Below are 15,543 nucleotides of genomic sequence, written 5' to 3' on the forward strand. Positions count from 1 at the left end.
GGCGGAAAGGCTTGATTTCAGGCTCCAATCTAATGATTGCGGGCCTTCATGCAAGCCAAGCGTGATGTTTGCACCCGAAAGCGGGCCTAATTCGGGACTTCTACGGCCGTTTCGACCGGCAGGGCGCCGCGCACGCGGATTTCGCGGACGGGGTAGGGAACCCGGATGCCCTCGCGCTTGAAGGCGTCCCACAGCGCCAGCATCACGTCGCTCTTGACGTTATCCATACCGTCGGGGTCCGCGATCCAGAACGTCAGCGAGAACTTCATGCCGGCCTCGGCGAACTCGGTCAAAATGCTGTTCGGCGGCTTGCCCTTCTGCGCGCGCGGATGGGCGGCGGCGGTCTCGGCGGCGAGCTTGCAGACGAGGCGCGGGTCGGCGTCGTAATTGGTGCCGAAGGCGATCTTCACCAGCGTGTTCTTGTCGGTATAGGTCCAGTTCACGACTTTCTGCGTCACCAGATCCTCGTTCGGCACCAGGAATTCGCGCCCGTCGCCGGCCGCGACGGAAATATAGCGCGTCTTCATCGCGCTGATCCGCCCGGTATTGTCGCCGATGGTGACGAGGTCGCCGGGCTTCACCGACTTGTCGGCGAGCAGGATGATGCCGGAAATGAAATTGGCCACGATCTTCTGCAGGCCGATACCGATGCCGACACCGACCGCGCCGGAGAATACCGCGAGCGCCGACAGATCGATCCCGACCGCCCCGAGCGCGATCACGATCGCGACCGCAAGCAGCCCGATGCGGATGATCTTGACCAGCAGCACCTGCACCGACGGCGTCAAATCGGTGGTCGCATTGATCCGGCTCTCGGCGAAATTGCTCGCGATGTTGGTCAGCCAGAGCGCGATCAGCAGCAGCGCGCCGGCCTTGAGCGCCAAGAGCGGGGTCAGGCGCAGGCCGCCGAGCACGATCGCGAAGGAATCGAGCAGCTCGACCGTCGCATCGAGCTGGCCGAGGATGGAGAGCGCGGCGATGAACCACGCCGTGATCGACACTAGCTTGACGATGAAGGCGTTGCGCAGCACCGAAGTGAGGAGCCGGATCACCAGCCAGGCCAGTCCGAGCTTGGCCGCGACCATCAACAGATAGCTGCGGCTCGGCCAGGTCGCGTGGTACATCACCACGCGCGAAATGATCACGAGCAGGGTGAAAACCGCCGTCGAGGCGCTCGCGACCATCACCCGGACGAAGTGCCGGAGCGGCAGCGGCCAGCGCATTGCCAGCGACGTCATGTCGAGGCGGCTGCGAATGGCGGCCTCCGCGGCATAGGCCATGCCGGCGGCGGCCAGGATGAGACCGAATTGCAGGTAGAACCAGGGTGAGGAGATTTCCGCCCCGACGCTGCGCGCGGTCGTCTGCACGAACTCCATGAAGTCCTTGAGGTCCATGTCCATCGGGTCGGTCTCGTCGGGAAGCGGGCGGGAGGATTTTGATTCGAGGGCGCCGCAGAATCCCACAAAGGGCACGGCCGGACCATCGATACACCGCGAAGTGATGCGCGTTAAGGCCGCAAAATGCGGGCAGATTGCCGCGAGCGGGAGAAAATAGGTTGGCGCGCGAGTCCGCCGACGATAAGGATGCAAATCCAGCGATTTTTACCCGGAAGGTGGATGGCCTCCCTCGACTCCGTCAGCCTCGCCATATTGCTCGGCGCTGTTCTCGTCATGGCCGGCATCCTCTCGAGCCTGCTTGCGCTGCGCTTTGGCGCGCCATTGCTGCTTGTCTTCCTTGCGATCGGCATGCTCGCCGGCGATTCGGGGCCCGGGCAGCTCCAGTTCGACGACGTCCGCACCACCTATCTGGTCGGCTCGGTGGCGCTCGCCCTGATCCTGTTCGACGGCGGCCTGCGGACGCGCTTTGCCAGCATCCGCACCGTGCTCGCGCCCTCCGTGGTGCTGGCGACCATCGGCGTGCTGCTGACGGCGCTGATCACCGCGCCATTCGCGAAATACGCGCTCGATCTCAACTGGTCGGAATCGTTGCTGGTCGGCGCTGTGGTCGCCTCGACCGACGCCGCCGCGGTTTTTCTGCTGGTGCACACCCAGGGCCTGCGCCTGCGCCCGCGCGTCGGTGCGACACTGGAGGCGGAATCCGGCACCAACGATCCGTTTGCGATCTTCCTCACGCTCATGCTGGTCGAGTACATCTCGCTCGGCTCGAGCTCGCCCGGCCATGTGCTGATGGAGTTCGTCCAGGAGGCGGTGCTGGGTGCCGTCGTCGGCGTGATCGGTGGACGCCTGGTCGTCATCGCGCTCAACCAGGTGGCGCTGCCGCAGGGCCTGCATGCGCCGTTCGTGACGACCGGCGCGCTCGTCATCTTCGGCGGCTCGCAGATCATGCACGCTTCCGGTTTTCTTGCAGTCTATCTCGCCGGAATCATTATCGGCAACCGGCCGACGCGCGCGCATAATTCGGTGGTGGCCTTCCTGGACGCCGCGACCTGGCTGGCGCAGATCGTGATGTTCGTGCTGCTCGGCCTCTTGGTCTCGCCGAGCCGGCTTGGCGCCAGCGTGCTGCCGGCCGTCGGCGTCGCGCTCGTCTTGATGCTGGTCGCGCGGCCGCTTGCCGTGTTCGTGTGCCTTGCGCCGTTCCGCTTCAAGTGGCGCGAGAAAGTCTTCATCGCCTGGACCGGCCTGCGCGGCGCGGTCGCGATCTTCCTGGCCTCGATCCCGATGCTGGTCGGCCTGTCCAAGGCCTATCTCTATTTCGACGTCGCTTTCGTCGTCGTCATCATCTCGCTGCTGCTGCAAGGCTGGACGCTGGCGCCCGCCGCGCGCAAGCTGCACGTGGCGCTGCCGCGCGCCGAGCGCGGCCCGCGCCGCGTCGAACTCGATCTGCCGGGCCAGCTCGAACAGCAACTGGTCGGCTATCCGGTGCGGCCGAAGAGCTTGTATTTTCGCCGCGGACTGATTCCATCCTGGTCCAAGCCGACGCTCGTCATCCGCAACGAGAACATCCTGACGCCGGTGGAGGCCGATCCAATCGCGCCCGGCGATTACATCTACCTGCTGGCGCCGCCGGAAAAGGCGGAGGCACTCGACCGCTTCTTCGTCGACATGCAGCCGAGCTCGGCGCCCGATCCGCATCTGCTCGGCGACTTCATGGTCTCGGGCGAGCACACGCTCGCCGAGCTCGCCGAGATCTACGGCGTGAAGGTCGACAAGGAGGAAAGTAAGCTGACGCTGGCTGATTATTTCGACGTTCATCTCGATCACGCGCCAAAAGAGGGCGCCGAGCTTGCGCTGGATACGATTGTGCTGGTCGCGCGCTCGATCTCCGGCGGCCGCGTCAACGTCGTTGGCCTGCGCCTGCCGGAAGAGGACGAGACCCCGACGCCGCTGACGCGTGCGCAGGCGCTACGGCGCAAGCTCGCCGACGTCTGGGCGTCGGTGGCGGGGGTCTGATTTGGGTGTCGTCCTGGCTTTTGCCAGGACAATCACGATGAGGAACCGCCACCAAATCGCCGCAACCGCCGAAGATTTGCGCGGTTTCGTGACGTCGAAACCCGGAACACTCTGCCATGCCGCTCGTTCTAAGCCGCGTAACAGCTTGGACCGCAGGAGTATGCCAATGCGAAAGTTCATCCTTCCGATCGCAACAGCCCTCGCGCTCGGCGCTGCCGCACCGGCGATGGCCTACGATACCGGCGATCAGATCTCGATGCAGGTCGCGCTCGACGTCGCGACAGATCTTGGCGTCGTGACGGTCTCCCACACCAACTTCCTCGGCGACGAATGGGAGGTTGATGGGCGGGATCGTGCAGGCCGCTGGATGGAAGTCTACGTTGACGCGAGGACGGGTGAGGTGCGCAACGTCGAGCGAGGCTGGTAGCTCTGAATGATATGGCCGCGCAGCCGGATTTCCGGCTGCGTCTTTATGTCAGCACCTTCACCCCGCCGAACGACGTCACGCGGCCCTGCTTCAGCATCACGATCTGCGTGGCGAGCTGGCGCAGCTCGGCGGCGTCGTGGCTGACATAGACCATCGGCACGTTGGCTTCATCGCGGAGCCGCATCAGATAAGGCAGGATCTCGAGCTTGCGGCCTTCGTCGAGCGCGCCGAGCGGCTCGTCAAGCAGCAGGAGGCGTGGCTTCGACAGCAGCGCGCGGCCGAGCGCGACGCGCTGGCGCTCGCCGCCGGAGAGCTTCCCGGGGCGGCGGCCGAGCAGGGTGCCGATATCAAGCAGGTCGACGATGCGCTTGTGCTGGGCCGGATCGGGTGCGAGGCGGTTCATCTGCCGTCCATAGTCGAGATTCTGCGCGACATTGAGATGCGGAAACAGCCGCGCATCCTGGAAGACGTAGCCGACGCGGCGGCGCCAGGTCGGCACATGGATGCCGGCCGCGGTGTCGTCGACGGTTTCGCCGTCGATCACGATGCTGCCGCGGTCGGGCCGCAACAGGCCTGCAATCATGTTGACCAGCGATGTCTTGCCGGCGCCCGAGGCGCCGAACAGCCCGATGACGCGTCCCTCGCCGGTGAAGGACGCGTGCAGCGAGAATTCGCCGAGCTGTTTTTCGACATCCACACGCAGCATGGTCAATTCCCGTGCAGCCGCGCGGTGGCGCGGCGGGCGAACCACTCGGCCGCGATCAGAGCGCCGAGCGCGAGCACGATCGAGACGATGACGAGTCGTCCCGCCGCGGCGTCGCCGTCGGGGGTCTGGATCAGCGAATAGATCGCAGACGAGATCGTCTGGGTCTCACCGGGAATGTTGGAGACGAAGGTGATGGTGGCACCGAACTCGCCGATCGCCTTGGCGAAGCCGAGCACCATGCCGGCGAGCACGCCGGGCAGCGCGAGCGGCAGCGTCACCGTGAAGAACACCTTCCACGGCGCCGCGCCAAGCGTCTCGGCGGCCTGCTCGAGCCGGCGGTCGATCGCCTCGATCGACAGCCGCATCGGCCGCACGAGAAGCGGAAACGACATCACGCCGCAGGCGAGCGCAGCGCCGGTCCAGCGGAAAGCGAAGACGATGCCGAGATTGTCGGCGAGGAAACCGCCGAGGAGGCCGCGGCGGCCGAAGCTAAGCAGCAGCAGATAGCCGGTGACCACGGGCGGCAGCACCAGCGGCAGATGCACGAGTGCGTCGAGCAGCGACTTGCCCCAGAAATCGCGCCGCGCGAGCAGCCATGCCAGCGCGATGCCGAACGGCGTCGCCACCAGCGTTGCGATGACGGCGACCTTGAGCGAAAGCAGGATCGCCGTCCATTCCGCGGGTGAAATCTCGGACATCAAGCCGGAGATATCATGTGGTGGGGCTGATAAGGAACTTGAAGCCGTATTTCTCCAGAATGGTCTTGGCGACCGTCGAGCGCAGGAAGGCAAGATAGTCGCTGGTCTCGCCCTTCGCGGTCGTGGTCGCGGCGACGGGATAGATGATCGCGGGATGCGAATCGGCCGGGAAGGTGCCGACGATCTTCACGTCCGGCTCGACCTTGGCGTCGGTCGCATAGACGATGCCGAGCACGGCCTCGCCGCGCGCCACCAGCGTCAGCGCGGCGCGCACGCTCTCGGCCATGGCGAATTTCGGCTCGGCGGCCCGCCAGGCGCCCAGCTTCTCGAGCGCAGCCTTGGCGTATTTGCCGACCGGCACGGATTTCACGTCACCGGTCGCGATCCTGCCGTCGCCGGCGAGCTTGGCGAGGTCGAGGCCTTGCGCGATCGTGACGTTATCGACCTTTGAGTCCTTCGGCGCGATCAGCACGATGCTGTTGCCGAGCAGGTTGACCCGGGTGGATTCGTTGACGGCTTTCTTGGCGATGGCGTAATCCATCCAGTCGGTGTCAGCGGAGACGAACACGTCGGCCGGCGCGCCCTGCTCGATCTGCCTCGCGAGCACCGAGCTCGCAGCATAGCTGACGCTGAACTTGACGCCGGTCTTGGCGGTGTAGGTCGCGTCGATCTCGTCGAGTGCGTTCTTCATCGAGGCGGCCGCGAACACGGTGATGGTCTTGTCCTCGGCACTAGCGGGCGACAGGCTCGCGCCCGCGAGGATGCCGAAGGCGGTGACAAGTGCGGCAATACGAAACATGGATAGCGCTCCGTGCGAGCTCGCGCGCGGTGACGCGCGCAAATTTGGCGTTGGGTGGGTCTGATGCGACGGGCGGACGCGCTGTTCCACGGAGCCCCACGGCGGCTTACGGCCGGCAGGGATATCGCTGCTCAAAGATAGCAGGCACACGTCTTAGGTCAAAGGCGACCGTTTGTCTAACCAGGGGGCGCCTATTGCGCCGGCAGGATCGCGATCGAGACCGAATTGTCCTTGGCGCCGCTGACCTGGAGCACGAAGGGCTGTGCCGACAGCTGATATTTCATGCTCTTGCGGATGCCGTCGCAATCGGTCGCGCCGCTAAAGGCAACGGGCTTGAGGACATGCCCGTCCTGGACCACGTCAACCCAAGCCCCGGCCGAGAGGCTGATCGAGTAGAGCCCGGCCTTCGGCGCCTTGACGCTGGTGAAGCCCGCGAAGGTGCCGTCCTTGGGCGCGCGCTCAGGCGGCGTCGGCAATTTTGCGTCCGCGGGCGGGACCAGCCCCAGCGTGATGGCGGATGACGGCACTGCCGCCTGTTCGCTGCCCGATGCGAATTTCGCACGGTCCGGCGCGGTGAGCGCCGTGCGGTCGCGCTCGATCGGCCATTTGAACTTGTCGCAGCCGCTGGGCTCCTCAGCGACAAGAACGGGGGCCGTGCCAAGCAGCAGCAGGGCCACGAGGAAAGACGATTTCATGGTCAATCTACGGCAATCATGACATCGGAGGCCTTGATCACAACGGTGACCTTGCCGCCTGCCCTTATGCCGAGGTCGTCGACGGCTTCGTTGGTGATCGAGGACGTCACGATCGTGCCGTCGCCGATGTCGACGCGGATGTGCGAGGTCGTGGCGCCCTTTGTGACCTCGACGACATTGCCTTTGATCTGATTGCGTGCACTGATGCGCATGGAGTTCTCGCGGTGGCTGGTGCTCGGCGATAGCGCCGCGCATGCGGACGGGATGGGCTGGAGCGGGATGCGCGTCCCGGCGGGTGTCGCACGCTTACGGCAGCGCAACGCTGCACCATAGCGCATTCGTGAGGTCATGGATCAGCCGCTGACGGAGTTTTTACCGCGCGCCTGTCACGGCTTCGCATCTGGCGCGTGCAGCACCGCCTTGCATGCGGCCGGCATCTCGGCCAGCGTCATCGGCGGCTTCGGTTTCGGTGGCTCCGGCGGCGGCTTTGGGTGCAGCACCGCATCCGAGAACCAGTAAGCAAGATCGGAAGGCTTGCAGCCTTCGTCCTCGGCTTGCGACGGCTGGCCCTCGCAGTCGCCAGCGCCCGCCGGGCAGTGCATGCGGATGTGGAAGTGATAGTCGTGGCCCCACCAGGGGCGGATCTTCGACAGCCAGGCGCGGTCGCCCTTGGCCTCGCGGCACAACGCCTTCTTGATCGCGGCGTTGACGAAGATGCGCTGCACCGCCGGCTCCCGCGCCGCGTCGCGCAGCACCAGCACATGGCCAGGTGTGAACACTTTCGGATCGATATCGAGTCGGTCGGGACGCACCATCATCACCGCCGACATCTCCTCGCGTTCCTCGCGCGAGAGCCGGCGGTCCGGCATCGGCGTCAACCAGATGTCGGCATCGAGACCGATCTGGTGGCTGGCATGGCCCGACAGCGCCGGCCCGCCACGCGGCTGGGCAATGTCGCCGACCAAAATGCCAGGCCAGCCGGCGTCCTTGTGCGCCTTGGCCGCGAGCCGCTTGATCAGGGCGATCATATCGGGATGGCCGTAGTTGCGGTTGCGCGACAGCCGCATCACCTGCCAATTGTCGCCGTTGAGCGGCATCTGCATGGCGCCACCGATGCAGCCCTTGGTGTAGGAGCCGAAGACATGCGCCAATCCTTTCGACGGCAGCAGCTTGCGCGCGAACAGCTCCTTGGCAGCGAGCGTGGGATCGTTCGGATTGCCGAGCGGCGGCAGCGGCTTCGGGGTGACGCTGCCCTTGTCCTGGGCCAGCGCGGTGCCGGCGATCAGAAGCGCAGCCAGAAGCAGGAGGAGGGTGAGACGGCGGGGACTCATGCTGGGGCTTTTATAGCCCAACGCCGTCTCAAGGGCCAAGAATTAGACTTTCAGCCCGCCGTAACCTGTATCTTCTGATGCCGCCGCGACGACCTTCGGCGCGGCATTCTATCTTCCGAACCGCTCGATGACCTTCGCGAGTTCAACGTCGCCCGCGCGCGCCCCGTTTCCACGGTTGGTCCCCCCTTTCTCCAGATCGGACGCATAAATGACGGCGGGATCGGCTTCCAGCCGCTGGCGCAGAGTCGCCATCTTCGGCCACCGTTCCTTGTCGGCAACTTTATGAAATTCGAGCCAGCGGGCTACGCCGATGAACGCGGCATCGGCCAAGGTCGGGCGGTCGCCGACCAGGAAGGTGCTTCCCTCAATCATCTGCTCGAGCTTGTCGTGGCGCTCAATCACTCGCTCGCGACCCCAGGTCCGCAACGCCGACTGCACCGCCGGGTCGGGCGACTTCATTTCCATCGCAAACCACAACGGGCTGAATGCGGCCGTGAAGCCGGTATTTAGGAATGCCATCAACTGGTGCATCCGGTCGGCCTCACGCGAGAGCGGGTCGAAGCTGATGCGCCGCTCCGGGTCTCGGGCCTCGAGCCAGGCGGCGATCGCCATGCTCTCCGTCAGCACGTGTCCCTCCGCGGTGATCAATACCGGCGTCTCGTGTCGGGCGTTTATGCGGGCGTAGGAAGGCTCGCGCATCTCGCCGAGCATATCGACGCGACACAGCCGGTAGGGTTTCCCCAGCCATTTGAGCGCGGCGACGAGCCCAATAGAGCTTCCCAACGGGAAGCCGTACAATAAGATCGGTTCCATGGCCTTTGTTCTCCGTGACTTCTGATGATCACGCTGCGCAGCGCAGTCAGACCCTACTCGGCCGTGCCGCCGAGTAAATTACGCACTTTTTGGTAACCACGAGCCCTCAATGAAAGATCTCGTTTCCCGCTGTCCCATCGAGGAAGTGATGCAGGTGCTCAGCGGCCGCTGGCCCACGCTTCTGATTTACTATCTGAAGGAGGGCACTAAGCGATTCAGCGATCTGCGCCGGGACAACCCTACCATTTCGCACAAGATGCTGGCCCTGGAGCTTCGCAAGCTTGAGGACGCCGGCATTGTCCAGCGCGCGGAATTCGAGGGATATCCGTTGCGCGTCGAATATGATCTGACCCCATCCGGCCACGCACTCGTGCCGCTGATAGATGCGCTGGGTGAGTGGTGGGCAGCGACCGACAGCGCTCGCGCGGAATTGGCGGATCGCAGCGAGATGGCGGATCGTCACGATTAGAGGAAGCCAGCTTAGGGATTGGACAGTACGAAGCGCCAGCGATCATCCGCTCCATGGTCAGCCTCGGCAAGGTCTCGGGGTCGCCATCACCGCCGAAGGCGTCGAGACCGAAGCCGAGCTCTGCTGTCTCCGCACCGAGGGCTGCGATGAGGGTCAGGGCTTTCTGTTCAGCAAGGCAAGGCCGAATGCGGAGATCATCAGCCTCCTCGCCGCACAGCGCGGCATTGATGCGGACGACGAGGACGCTATCAATGCCCCGCCAGAATCGCCTTTCCGACATCCTCATAATGCGTATCGCGCGCCTGGATCTGCTGCGCGATGGCATGCATGTCGCGAAACCGTCGCTCAAACGGATTGCTGCGGAACACAGCCGTCGCACCGGCCATGTGATAGGCGGCGTCGACCACCTTCGCCGATTGGTGGATGGTCCAGGTCGCGGCGAGGCGAACCGCGCTGCGATGCGTCGGACTGAATTCGCCGGTCGCGCTGAGATCGCGCCACATCGCGTGCGCGGTGGCGTAGAGATAGGCGCGGGCGGCGCGAAGATCGCCCTCGGTGCGGCCGATCAGTCCCTGGACCGCCCCGTTATCGCGCATGGCGCTGACCGCGAGTGACTGGTGTTTTCCACGCGCCAACGCGATGGCCGCATCCAGCGTGGCGCGCGCCACGCCGAGCGAGACTGCCGCAAAGCCGAGGCTGAAGGTCGAGCCGGTGCCGATTCTGTAGAGAGGACCCTGTTCGCGCAGCGCGGACGGCACGTCGCGGAACGCCGTGAAACGCTCGGGGATGAAGAGATCGGTGACCTCGTAGGAGTCGGTGCCGGTGCCGGCGAGCCCGATCGCCTGCCAGACGTCGTGCAGCACGGCGCTCGCGACCGGAAACAGAATGGTGCGCACCTCCGGCGAGCTATCGGCATTTTTCCGCGGCGTGCCGTCGGCATTAACGATACGGACATGCGCCCCCAGCCAGCTCGCCTGCCGCGAGCCGGAGGCAAAGTCCCAGCGCGCCGTGACGCGATAGCCGCCGTCCACGATGCGCGCCTCATGCCCGATCGCGCCCCAGGCAAGGATGCCGGGCGGCGTATTGAAGATCTCCTGCGCAGTATCATGATCGAGCCAGGCGGCGATCATCGCGCAGACGCCGCACTGGCCGAGACACCAGGCGGTCGAGGCGTCCGCCGTCGCGATCTCCTCCAGCATTTGCATGAAGATATCAATCGGGGCTTCAGTGCCGCCGAGGCTTTGCGGCAGCAGCGCGCGGTAGAGCCCGTTCTCGATCAGTGCGGCGACCACGGCAGGCGTCAGCCGCCGCGACTGCTCGATCTCGTCGGCTTCACGCGCGATGAGCGGCGCGATCGCCCGGGCACGTTCGACGAGATCGAAGGCCTGCGATCTGTTCATGCGCGACCTCGTCAGGCCGCAGCGCGGCCAAAGTCGAGCGATGGCCGGCGTCTGGTCGGAAAGCTCAGTGCCACCGCGACCGCTGCGAGCCCGATCGTGAACGAGCCGGCGTGCAGCCACGTGTAGCGCTGGAAATTGTCGAACACGAGCCCGCCGGCCCATGGCCCCAGTGCCATGCCGAGGCTGGCAAAGGCCGACACCGCGCCGAACACCGTGCCCATGATGCGTGCGCCAAAGAATTCGCGGACCAGCACCGCATAGAGCGGCATCACGCCGCCATAGGCGAGGCCGAACACGACCGAGAGCGCGTAGAACTCGCCGAGCTGCGCCACCGCGAGATAGGTCGCGATGCACATGGCTTGCACGAGCAGCCCGCCGACCAGCACGGGCTTTGCGCCGCTGCGATCGGCCAGCGCGCCCAGCAGCAGGCGGCCGCCGAGGCCTGAGACGCCGGCCACGCTGTAGACCGTCACGGCCGTCAGCGGGGCGATACCGCAGACCATCGCATAGGACACCATGTGGAAGATCGGACCGGAATGCGCGGCGCAACAGGCGAAATGGGCAGCGGCGAGCGCGACGAACTGCGGGGTGCGCAGCGCCTGCGCCGCGGTCAGCTCGACCTCCGGCGCCGCGTCCGCCGTTGCAGGGGCCGCCACTGCGGGTGCCGGACGCACCAGGAAGCAGGCGGGGATCAGCAGCGCCCAGGCGGCGATGCCGATCACCAGCATCGCGGTGCGCCAGTCATAGGCCGCGATCAGCCAGCTCGCGGTCGGCGCGATTGTCACTGGCGAGACGCCCATGCCGGCTGAGACCAGCGCCACCGCGAGGCTGCGGTTCTTCTCGATCCAGGCGCTCGCGAGCGCCATCATCGGCGCGTAGAAGCTGCCGGCGGCAATGCCGATCAGTACGCCGAAGCAAAGCTGGAATTGCCACAGGCTTGCTGCCTGACTCGCGCTCACGAGGCCGAGCCCCAGCAGCAGGCTTCCGGCAAGCACCACGATGCGGGTGCCGAACCGGTCCGACAGCGTGCCCCAGAGGAACGCGGCCACCCCCATGCAGAGAAAATCCAGCGTCGCGGCCGCCGACACGCCGGCGCGCGACCAGCCCATCGCTTGCGAGATCGGCTGCAAAAACACCGCCAGCGACAGCATCGTGCCGAATCCGACACAGGTCATCAGCGCACCCGCGGCGACAACGACCCAGCCATAGTCGAAGCTTGACGGCTTGCTCATGCGTTTCCTTAGCGCTTTTGATTTTGTTGATGGTGCGCGCAGGGGATGGTGGCCTATCTGCCGGGCGAGAGCAAGGCGGGTTGCCACCGCGGGCGACACGGCCCGTCCGCAATGATATCATATCTCACGTCACCGGCCTGCGATGTTGTTCTCACAAGCGCACACACATCAACGTGCGAGGAGGCAAATCCAATGAAATGGGGAGCGCTGTGCAGGCCGCGTGGGCGCCGCAGGCTTGCCTTGCCCGTCATTTTCGCCGCCGCAGTCTGGGCACCTTCAGCATGCGCAGAGGACATCCGAAGCGCCGAGCCGGGGCCGGTCTTTTCAGACAGCGGTCCCGATGCCGATCTTTACGGCGCGGCTGACGGCTATCCGGTCGGCACGCGGGGAGGCGTCCCTCAGCTCGACAAGCTCGTCGGGGTCTACAGCCATTTCGGCGAGATCTATCCCTCGCGCGCGGTCGTTCGCGCCACGGCGCCCTGGCAATTCAAACGCGCGCCGGAGCCGTCGATCGCCTACAGTTTTGGCACCGAACGTCTGAGCATCGCGGACTACCTCAAGCGCAACCCGGTGACGGGACTCCTGATCGCCAGGGACGACACCATCCTGTACGAGCACTATCAATATGCGCGGACCGACCACGACCGCTTTGTCTCGCAGTCCATGGCCAAGACGCTGGTGGCTATGCTGGTCGGGATCGCGGTCTCGGAGGGACGAATCAAATCGATCGACGACCTCGTCTCGACCTACGTTCCCGGCCTTGCAGGCACGGAATATGGAAACACATCGATACGCGCCTTGTTGACCATGTCTTCGGGCGTCCAGTTCTCGGAAATCTATGATGGGAACGACGACGTCGCCCGGCTTGGACGGGCCCTGTTCGTCGATGAGCCGAAAGATCCCGCGGCCATCGTTGCGCAATTCAACACCCGAACCGCACCGCCGGGCACCAGATGGCACTATGCCAGCGTAGAAACCGAAATCCTCGGCCTAGTCCTGCGCTCGGCCACGGCCATGCCGGTTGCCGACTATCTCCACGACCGGATCTGGGACCCCATCGGCGCCGAAGCGGATGCGTCGTGGGCGATCGACGGGAGCGGACAGGAGATTGCCTTTTGCTGCTTCAACGCAACCTTGCGCGACTATGCGCGGCTGGCGCGGTTGCTCGCACATGACGGCGCCTGGGAAGGTCGCCAATTGATCCCCCGGCAGTGGCTGCTGGATGCCACGACCGTCAGACCAGCCGATGGCCATCTCGCGCCCCGCGTGGCCACACCTTATTTCGGCTACGGCTACCAGGTGTGGCTGCTCCCTGGCGAGCAGCGCAGATTTGCCCTGCTCGGCATCCGCGGTCAGGTCATCCTGGTCGACCCGGCCTCCAAGCTCGTCATGGTGCACACGGCCGTTCGCCAAAGGCCATCCGAGCCGGCAGCCCTCAGGGAGCCGCTCGCATTGTGGTCCGCCGTGCTTCAGCAGCTCGGGCAATGATGATCCGACAGCTTTGAAACCCCATGAGGGCGCGTTTGCTCGCCTTCAGCGCTGCAGCGTCCGACGACTGGCATACGACCAAGGCGACGGTGACCTGCGGGAAGGCGGCGCCTTCTCGTCCCGGATGGAAGCCAAGGACGGCGGCATGGGCTTCGACTTCGCCGGCACCTACACCAAGATCGTCGAGCACAAGCGGATCGAACACGCGTTCGGCGATCGAACAGCCGAGGTCGAGTTCGTGCCCGGCCCAAATGGCACTGTCGTCCGCGTCGTCTTCGATAGCGAAGCGACTCACTCGGTCGAGCAGCAGCAAGGCGGCTGGCAGGCGATCCTCAATAATTTCGCGCGCTACCCGAGCTGCTCGCCTGCCACGAGCCCGAGGCAAGATCCCAGCGTGCCGTGACGCGATAACCGCCCTCGACCGCGCGCGCCTCATGCGCGATCGCGCCCCAGGCTAGGATGCCGGGCGGCGTATTGAAGATCTCCTGCGCAATGTCGTGATCGAGCGAGGCCGCGATCATCGCGCAGACGCTGCACTGGCCGAGACACCAGGCGCTCGTCCCGCTGTAGGGACGTCAGTAAATTTGGTCGACTGGGAGCCCAAGAGCCATTGCACCCGTATATCTTGCTTGGGCGCCGGGCTGCAGGGGATGATAGCGTGCGGCCTGTATGTCGCGGAAGCGCCGTTCTAGACCGGCCGCGCGATAGAACCCCGCGCCGCCAGCGAGCTCCATTGCTAACTCCACCGCTGCAATTGCATGCCGCGCTACGAGATGGCGGCCGATCACCACCTGGTTCACTGTTTCGGCCGACGGCTTATTCAGGCGCACAGCTGCAAGCATGGTTTGCCGTGCCATCCGTGCGCCAGCAAGCTCGGTATCCATGCGGCCAGCCAGCTGTATAACGTTATGATCGAGCTCTTTGCGCCGCGCGAGCAAGAGAGCAATATCCCGTGCGCTCTCGGCAACGCCCACATAGACCGAGTAAATCAGTGGCAGTGCGATGGTTGCGATCGTCTGGAATAAGGGATCCCACTCACCAGCCTTGCGACGCGCCGATACGGCACTTTCAGGCACTACGTAGCCATCAATCATCACGTCATTCGAACCGGTCGAGCGCATACCCAAAACTCGCCAAGTGTCCAAGATCTTCACCTGGGGTGAGCTCATCGGCACACCAAAGTGAAGCACCATTGGCGGCTCACACTCCTGTTGCAGCACCGCGCCCGTCATCATGAGAGTCCCGGCTGGCGAGCCCGAGGAGAAAACCTTTCGAGCGGTGATCTTATAGCCGCCGTCCACCTTCTCGGCTTTGCCGGAGCCGCCGACCCAATCCGAACCGCCGCTTGAGAGTAGGAAAATGCGTTCCTGGGCGATACGTGTCAGTAGGTTCTCCACCGCCGTCACTTTCTGATGCCGCCAGCGCCAAGCGGTGATGGCGACCTGGTGGGTGTGCATGGAGAATGCAAGCGCTGTGGATCCGCAGTGATACGCCAGGACACGGAGCATCTCGGCCAGCTCATCGACCTCCGCCCCACGGCCCCCGAGCTCGGTGGGGACGCCGGCTTCGACCAATCCCGACGATTTCAAGTCCTCATAGTTTTCGGCTACAAAGCAATCTTCGTCCGTCGCCTGCTCGGCCCGTCGTTGAAACACGGGCCCGAGTTCCCGCGCAACGTCGATCGAACTGCGCGGGCTCGCTGATTGGATATCGTGACCTTGATTGAGGCTCATGGCGGTCCTCCTCCGAGAAGATAGGAGAACCGTAATCCTCTAGGGCCGGACCTTTCCAGTTCAAAATCCGTACTAGCGGTAGCCCAGCTGGGACGGGCTCGATGCCTTCACGTCGGCCTGAGCCCCTTCGCAGAAGTCGAACGACACGTGCGGTGACGCGGCGGAGGGAGCTGTTCTTATGCCGCTAATTGACTCGTGGCGGATGATTATGCGTCAACACAGCTTTCCTGATGCATGAGCCGATACCCGCTATTCAGCAGGCGTCGCCATTTTGCGCGAATGCGAGTTCGCGACATGCTCCGCAACAGTCCGCTTTCTCGCGGCAATCCGAAATCGCAACCA

General features: G+C 64.8%; 15 protein-coding genes and 3 pseudogenes. 6 read left to right on the forward strand and 12 right to left on the reverse strand.

Annotated features, from left to right (window positions below; translation table 11 throughout):
* Positions 1–86: 86 nt before the first annotated feature.
* The gene (locus tag IVA92_RS16265) at positions 87–1,400 is read right to left on the reverse strand and encodes a mechanosensitive ion channel domain-containing protein (protein ID WP_247276376.1); all 1,314 of its coding nucleotides are present in this window, start codon (positions 1,398–1,400) and stop codon (positions 87–89) included.
* Positions 1,401–1,616: 216 nt separating this feature from the next.
* Between IVA92_RS16265 and IVA92_RS16270 the strand changes: the two genes are divergently transcribed.
* Positions 1,617–3,410, forward strand: a complete 1,794-nt coding sequence (locus IVA92_RS16270) for a potassium/proton antiporter (protein ID WP_247276377.1) — start codon at positions 1,617–1,619, stop codon at positions 3,408–3,410.
* A gap of 166 nt (positions 3,411–3,576) precedes the next feature.
* Positions 3,577–3,837 (forward strand): PepSY domain-containing protein, encoded by a 261-nt coding sequence (locus IVA92_RS16275; RefSeq protein ID WP_247276378.1) that lies wholly within the window; start codon positions 3,577–3,579, stop codon positions 3,835–3,837.
* Between the two features lie 43 nt (positions 3,838–3,880).
* Here the strand turns inward: IVA92_RS16275 and modC are convergent, their stop codons facing one another.
* From modC to IVA92_RS16310, 7 genes are all read right to left on the reverse strand, one after another.
* The gene (gene modC / locus IVA92_RS16280; RefSeq protein WP_247276379.1) at positions 3,881–4,543 is read right to left on the reverse strand and encodes a molybdenum ABC transporter ATP-binding protein; all 663 of its coding nucleotides are present in this window, start codon (positions 4,541–4,543) and stop codon (positions 3,881–3,883) included.
* A gap of 2 nt (positions 4,544–4,545) precedes the next feature.
* Positions 4,546–5,241 (reverse strand): molybdate ABC transporter permease subunit, encoded by a 696-nt coding sequence (gene modB / locus IVA92_RS16285; protein ID WP_247276380.1) that lies wholly within the window; start codon positions 5,239–5,241, stop codon positions 4,546–4,548.
* 13 nt (positions 5,242–5,254) lie between these two features.
* Positions 5,255–6,040, reverse strand: a complete 786-nt coding sequence (gene modA / locus IVA92_RS16290; protein ID WP_247276381.1) for a molybdate ABC transporter substrate-binding protein — start codon at positions 6,038–6,040, stop codon at positions 5,255–5,257.
* A 191-nt stretch (positions 6,041–6,231) separates the two neighbouring features.
* Entirely contained in the window at positions 6,232–6,735 is a 504-nt protein-coding gene (locus IVA92_RS16295; RefSeq protein WP_247276382.1) for a hypothetical protein, read from the reverse strand.
* Positions 6,736–6,737: 2 nt separating this feature from the next.
* Positions 6,738–6,947: a TOBE domain-containing protein gene (locus IVA92_RS16300; RefSeq protein ID WP_247276383.1), complete on the reverse strand. Its 210-nt coding sequence runs from the start codon at positions 6,945–6,947 to the stop codon at positions 6,738–6,740.
* A 174-nt stretch (positions 6,948–7,121) separates the two neighbouring features.
* Positions 7,122–8,066, reverse strand: coding sequence for a penicillin-insensitive murein endopeptidase (gene mepA / locus IVA92_RS16305; protein ID WP_247276384.1), 945 nt, complete (start codon positions 8,064–8,066; stop codon positions 7,122–7,124).
* A 108-nt stretch (positions 8,067–8,174) separates the two neighbouring features.
* Positions 8,175–8,879 carry a glutathione S-transferase family protein gene (locus IVA92_RS16310; RefSeq protein WP_247276385.1) on the reverse strand — a complete coding sequence of 235 codons (705 nt, stop codon included), beginning with the start codon at positions 8,877–8,879 and terminating at the stop codon, positions 8,175–8,177.
* Positions 8,880–8,988: 109 nt separating this feature from the next.
* On the opposite strand from IVA92_RS16310, the gene IVA92_RS16315 reads away from it, so the two are divergent.
* Entirely contained in the window at positions 8,989–9,348 is a 360-nt protein-coding gene (locus IVA92_RS16315) for a helix-turn-helix domain-containing protein (protein WP_247276386.1), read from the forward strand.
* 29 nt (positions 9,349–9,377) lie between these two features.
* Positions 9,378–9,595, forward strand: a pseudogene (locus tag IVA92_RS16320) (EAL domain-containing protein); the annotation flags it as partial.
* Position 9,596: 1 nt separating this feature from the next.
* Here the strand turns inward: IVA92_RS16320 and IVA92_RS16325 are convergent.
* Both IVA92_RS16325 and IVA92_RS16330 read right to left on the reverse strand, forming a co-directional pair.
* Positions 9,597–10,748, reverse strand: coding sequence for an acyl-CoA dehydrogenase family protein (locus IVA92_RS16325; protein ID WP_247276387.1), 1,152 nt, complete (start codon positions 10,746–10,748; stop codon positions 9,597–9,599).
* A gap of 11 nt (positions 10,749–10,759) precedes the next feature.
* Positions 10,760–11,980, reverse strand: a complete 1,221-nt coding sequence (locus IVA92_RS16330) for an MFS transporter (RefSeq protein ID WP_247276388.1) — start codon at positions 11,978–11,980, stop codon at positions 10,760–10,762.
* A 240-nt stretch (positions 11,981–12,220) separates the two neighbouring features.
* Here IVA92_RS16330 and IVA92_RS16335 point away from each other — a divergent pair, with 240 nt between their 5' ends.
* Positions 12,221–13,468, forward strand: a complete 1,248-nt coding sequence (locus IVA92_RS16335; protein ID WP_247276389.1) for a serine hydrolase — start codon at positions 12,221–12,223, stop codon at positions 13,466–13,468.
* 35 nt (positions 13,469–13,503) lie between these two features.
* Positions 13,504–13,871: pseudogene (locus tag IVA92_RS16340) on the forward strand (SRPBCC domain-containing protein); the annotation flags it as partial.
* On the opposite strand, the pseudogene IVA92_RS16345 reads toward IVA92_RS16340, so the two are convergent.
* Together IVA92_RS16345 and IVA92_RS16350 are read right to left on the reverse strand one after the other, a co-directional pair.
* Positions 13,828–14,028, reverse strand: a pseudogene (locus IVA92_RS16345) (acyl-CoA dehydrogenase); the annotation flags it as partial. The pseudogenes IVA92_RS16340 and IVA92_RS16345 sit on opposite strands and share 44 nt — an antisense overlap.
* A gap of 15 nt (positions 14,029–14,043) precedes the next feature.
* Positions 14,044–15,201, reverse strand: coding sequence for an acyl-CoA dehydrogenase family protein (locus tag IVA92_RS16350; protein WP_247276390.1), 1,158 nt, complete (start codon positions 15,199–15,201; stop codon positions 14,044–14,046).
* Positions 15,202–15,543: the final 342 nt, after the last annotated feature.

This window comes from Bradyrhizobium sp. 154, assembly GCF_023073875.1.
Classification (GTDB): Bacteria; Pseudomonadota; Alphaproteobacteria; order Rhizobiales; family Xanthobacteraceae; genus Bradyrhizobium.